We start from the raw sequence: 4,680 nt of genomic DNA, 5'->3' as shown, positions 1-4,680 counted from the left end.
GGGGGGAGGGGGGGGGGGGGGGGGGGAGGGGTGGGCGGCGGCGGGGGGTCGTTGGCTGAGGTGTTGGCCGCCGCGCGGGCCGGTGGGGCGGTGGTGCCGGTGGATCTCGGGCCGGCGTGCGCGGCCGCGCTGGGGAGTGGGCGGGACGAGGAGGCGCTGGCCGTCACCGCCGAGGTGGTCGCCGAGGCGCGCGCCTCCGGTGTGCTGGCGGCCCTGCCGCCGCTGCTGGTGACGCTGGCCGAGGCCGAGCTGTTCCACGGGCGGGCCGCGCAGTCCCAGGCGCACGCCGAGGAGGCGCTCGCGCTGGCCCGGGACGTGCAGCAGGCGCAGTGGTCCGCGCCGGTGCACAGCCTGCTCGCGTACCTCGCCGCCCAGCGGGGCGACGAGGACGCCTGCCAGGCGGCCCTGCGTACCGCTGAGACGGAGGCGAGGGGCGGCGCTCCCGCGCTCTCCGGCGCGCCGTGGCGGCCGTGGGCAGCCGGCCTGCTCGACCTCGGCCACGGCCGGGCCGAGGAGGCCTTCACCGCGCTCGACGCCCTGCTGGGGATGCCCGACCTCGGGCAGGTCTCCGCGCTGCGGGCGGTGCCGGACGCCCTGGAGGCGGCCGTGCGGATCCGCCGTGGCGAGGATCTGGCGGAGCCGCTCGCCCGGTTCGAGCGCTGGGCCCGGCGCTCGGAGCGGGACTGGGCCCGCGCGCTGGTGCTGCGCTGCCACGCGTTGCTCGCTCCGGAGGAGCTGGCCGAGCAGTTCTACCGCGAGGCCCTCGCTTTGCACGCCCGCGCCGGGCGCCCGTGGGAGGAGGCCCGTACGGCGCTCCTCTACGGCGAGTGGCTGCGCCGGGCCCGCCGCAAGTCCGAGGCCCGGGCCCCACTGCGCTCGGCCGCGCGCACCTTCGACCTGCTCGACGCCGCGCCGTGGGCGGCCCGCGCCCGTGCCGAGCTCGACGCCTCCGGCGCGGCCCCGTCGGAGCCGCGCACGGCGGGCCCCCTGGCGGGTCTCACCCCGCAGGAGAACCAGATCGTGCGCCTGGCCGCGCAGGGCCTCTCCAACCGCGACATCGCCGCCCAGCTGTTCCTGAGCGCGCGAACGGTGGGCTACCACCTCTACAAGGCGTACCCGAAGCTGGGCGTCGCCTCCCGGGGGGAGCTGGCGGCGCTGGTCTGAGACCAGCCCACGGCCGGTCTCCCACCTTCTCGGAGAGCGGGGCGGGGGCCTGGCGGCCCAGACTGGAGGGGACCGCCGAGCCCCCGCCACCTGGGAGGACGCCATGGCGACCGGTGCCGCCCCCGATCCCGGACCCGTCATTCAGACCGCCTGCGGCTTCATGGCCGCCAAGCACCTCTTCGCCGCCGGCGAGCTCGGGCTCTTCGAGTGCCTCGCCGACGGCCCCGCCGACCTCGCCACGATCGCGGCCCGGACCGGCCTGACCGAGCGCACGGCCCGCATCAGCGCCGACGCGATGGTCGCACTCGGACTGCTCACCCACGACGCGGACGGCTACCGGAACACCCCCGTCACGCAGTTCTACCTGGCCGGGACCGGCCCGGCCGATCTGCGGCCCTTCCTGCGCTTCTGGGACCGGATCAGCTACCCCGCCTGGGAGGGACTCGCCGACGCGCTGAGCAAGGGTCCCAAGGCGCGGATCACCGAGCTCGACGAGGAGTCGGCGCGCATCGCCTCCCTCGGCATCGAGGCCGTCACCACGGGCGCGGCGCTCGCCCTCGCCCACGGCGAGGAGCTGGCGGGGCGTGAGCGACTGCTCGACATCGGCGGCGGGACGGGCTTCTGGTCGATGACCCTGACCGGTGCGCAGCCGGAGCTGACGGCCACCGTCGTCGAGCTGCCGACGGTCGCCGCCATCGCCCGCGAACGGGTCGCGGCCGCGGGGCTCGGTGACCGGGTCGCGGTGGTGGCGGCGGACGTGCTCTCCGCGCCCCTGCCGCCCGGCCACGACGCCTGCCTGCTGGCCAACCTGATCCACTACTTCTCGCCCGAGGAGAACCGCGCGCTGCTCACCCGGATCCGCGACGTGGTCGCCCCGGGCGCGCTGCTGCTGATCGCCGACTTCTGGACCGACCCCACCCATACGGAGCCGCTGATGGCAGCCCTGATGGCCGGGGAGTTCGCGGTCCAGCTGCCCCACGGCGACGTGTACAGCGTGGACGAGGCCCGTGACTGGCTGGCCGCGACGGGCTGGCGCTTCACCGGGCACCGCGTCCTGGCGGGGCCGTTCAGCGTGGTCACCGCCGAGGCGGTGTAGGAGGCGGCACGGCCTTCGCCGGGTGATGATCGGAGGGTGGACGAGCAGAGCGCGGACCAGCCCGCACAGCCGACCCTGGACGGAAGCATCGTCTCCGTGGACGCCGCCCACCAGGCGATCGTCTTCTACCGGCGGCTTCCGCACCCCGTCGCGCATGTGTGGCCGTACCTGTCCCGGCCCGCGCTGATACGCCGCTGGCTGGCCGCCGCTGACCGGCTCGACCCGGCCGAGGGCGGGTCAGTGGTGCTGCGCTGGCTGAACACCGACCCCGAAGGACGCACGGTCGTCGCCACGGGCACGGTCACCGCCTACGACCCCCCGACCGTGTTGCAGTTGGACCTCGACCCGCACGGCCGCGTGCGCTTCGAGCTCGCCGACGACGGCGCCGGCTCCTCCCTCGCCTTCAGCGCCGCGCTGCCCGCGCCGATCGAGCGCCCGGCGTTGCTGCTGGCCGGCTGGCACCTCCATCTGGACTATCTGGCGCAGGCGTTGGACGGCACCGAGGTCGACTGGCCCGCCTGGGACCCGGCCCGCGACTGGCAGCCCCTCCACGACGCCTACGCCGCCCGCGGGTGACCGCTCCGCGACCCGCTCCGCGTCACAGCCCGGGAAGCGGGTCCCGCCCGGCCGGGCGCTCAGCTCGCGTCCGCGCTCAGCTCGCGTTCCAGCGGGGTGCGGAAGCGGGGTGTGACGCGAGCCCCGCCGAGGAAGGCGGTGAGGCGGTCGGCCTCCGCGCGGACGGCGGAGAGCGCGTCCGCGCCCGCGTCCTCCAGCAGCCGCCAGACGACCGAACCGTCCGCCGCCTGCGCCCAGCCGCCGATCACGCGGCCGTCCCACCACACGGTCGGGCCGATGTTGCCGGTGCGGTCGAAGAGCCGGTCCGCGTGGGCCGCGTCGGTGTACCAGGACCGTTCGCGCCAGCCCATCGGGGTCGGGTCGAGGGCGGGCAGCAGCGCGGCGCGGGGCTCGGCGGGCGCGGTCGCCTCGGCGTCGCCGGGCAGGACGTAGCCCTCGCGCCCGGCCGGCTCTCCCTGCGGCAGGACGACGCGCTCCGCGCCGACCGCCGCCAGCGCCGTGCGGACCGCGCCGAGCGGCCAGCCGGTCCACCACTTCAGGTCGTCCTCGGTCCCCGGCCCGTAGCTCGCGAGCCAGCGGCGGACCAGTTCGGCGCGCGCCTCCTCGACGGGCAGCCCCGGCCACGGCGCGCTCTCGACCCACCGGTAGCTGCTGGAGGTCCAGCTGCCGCGCGGGCGGTCCCGCCGGATCAGGTTCTCCGCCGCCATCACCCGCAGCACTCGCGAGGCGACGGTCTGCACGGCCTCGTAGGGCTTGCCGACCGCGACCGTGACCCGCTCCTGGAGGGCGGGCACGGCAGCCCCCAACTCCTGGCCGCTGGACGGGCCGAGCCGCTTGAGCGCGGCCAGCGTCTCCTGCTCGGCCGCCGCGAGCCACGCGGCGTCCCAGCCCCCGCCCTCCCCGAGGAAGACGAGCAGCTTCTCACGCTCCTTCGCGGCGATGGCCCGCGCGGCGGCGGTGTCGACGACGGGAGCGAGATCGACCGGGACGACGAAGAGGGTGCGCCGCATCGCCAGCAGCCGTACCAGGGACACGTCGTCGTACAGGGCGCGCTCGACAGCGTCCACGGCCGGTTCGGCCAGTCGTGCGGCGAGGGAGAGGTAGACCGTCGCCGCGTCGGTGGCGTGCAGGGCGACCAGGTCGTCCGCGACGGCCAGCGGCTCGGGCCGCCGCACCAGCAGACGGGCGGTGATCCGCGCCCGGCGTTCGGCGGTGTCGATGCTCGGGAGCGCCATGACCAGCACCCTAGCCGCCCGCTCCGCCGCCTGCGTGCTAACGTCGAAGACGATGCCGGGTGCAGCGCCTGGCATCCCGGACGAGCGCGTCGTACCCGGTCGGACAAGACGGCGCAGCAAGAGCGGTGGCCCCAGCGGCCCCGTCCCCTACTGCGAGAGGTACGCCGTCATGGCCTGGGTCGTGCTCCTTCTCTCCGGCACGCTGGAGACGGTCTGGGCCGTCGCCCTTCAGTCGTCCAAGGGCCTGTCCCGCCCGCTGCCCACGGTCGTCTTCTTCGTCACCGTCGTCCTCAGCATGGCGGGTCTCTCCTACGCGCTGCGCAGCGTCCCGCTCGGCACCGGATACGCCGTCTGGGTCGCGGTCGGCACCCTCGGCACCGCCCTGTACGGGATGTTCGCCCTGGGGGAGCCGGTGACCCTCGCCCGCGCGCTCTTCCTCGCGATGATCGTCGGCGGCGTCGTCGGGCTGAAGCTCGCCCACTGACCGCGGTCCATCGGCTCAGCCGGTTCAGCGCGAGGCGTGACCCGCCGTCAAGAAACCGCCACGCGGGCGCAGCAGCGGCGGGAGGAGGGCGGGGCGCGGGGGCAGCGGGGACCCCGCAACCGGCC

At 76.0% G+C, this 4,680-nt stretch carries 5 protein-coding genes and 1 riboswitch; of the genes, 4 read left to right on the top strand and 1 reads right to left on the bottom strand.

The window, feature by feature from the left end:
- Positions 1–60 precede the first annotated feature (60 nt).
- From TR48_RS29340 to TR48_RS29330, 3 genes are all read left to right on the top strand, one after another.
- The gene (locus TR48_RS29340; protein WP_236652383.1) at positions 61–1,164 is read left to right on the top strand and encodes a helix-turn-helix transcriptional regulator; all 1,104 of its coding nucleotides are present in this window, start codon (positions 61–63) and stop codon (positions 1,162–1,164) included.
- 103 nt (positions 1,165–1,267) lie between these two features.
- Positions 1,268–2,260, top strand: a complete 993-nt coding sequence (locus TR48_RS29335; RefSeq protein ID WP_042372953.1) for a class I SAM-dependent methyltransferase — start codon at positions 1,268–1,270, stop codon at positions 2,258–2,260.
- Positions 2,261–2,296: 36 nt separating this feature from the next.
- Positions 2,297–2,836, top strand: a complete 540-nt coding sequence (locus TR48_RS29330; RefSeq protein ID WP_052443149.1) for an SRPBCC domain-containing protein — start codon at positions 2,297–2,299, stop codon at positions 2,834–2,836.
- A 59-nt stretch (positions 2,837–2,895) separates the two neighbouring features.
- Here the strand turns inward: TR48_RS29330 and TR48_RS29325 are convergent, their stop codons facing one another.
- A complete protein-coding gene (locus TR48_RS29325) occupies positions 2,896–4,071 on the bottom strand; it encodes a winged helix DNA-binding domain-containing protein (RefSeq protein ID WP_042372971.1) in 1,176 nt (391 codons plus the stop codon).
- A gap of 49 nt (positions 4,072–4,120) precedes the next feature.
- Positions 4,121–4,189, top strand: a riboswitch (guanidine-III (ykkC-III) riboswitch).
- A gap of 51 nt (positions 4,190–4,240) precedes the next feature.
- Between TR48_RS29325 and TR48_RS29320 the strand changes: the two genes are divergently transcribed.
- A complete protein-coding gene (locus TR48_RS29320) occupies positions 4,241–4,555 on the top strand; it encodes a DMT family transporter (protein WP_042372951.1) in 315 nt (104 codons plus the stop codon).
- The last annotated feature ends 125 nt before the right edge of the window (positions 4,556–4,680 follow it).

This window comes from Streptacidiphilus neutrinimicus, assembly GCF_000787815.1.
Lineage (GTDB): Bacteria > Actinomycetota > Actinomycetes > Streptomycetales > Streptomycetaceae > Streptacidiphilus > Streptacidiphilus neutrinimicus.
Note: the sequence above shows the minus strand (reverse complement) of the source record. Positions and strands in the feature narration are given on the sequence as shown.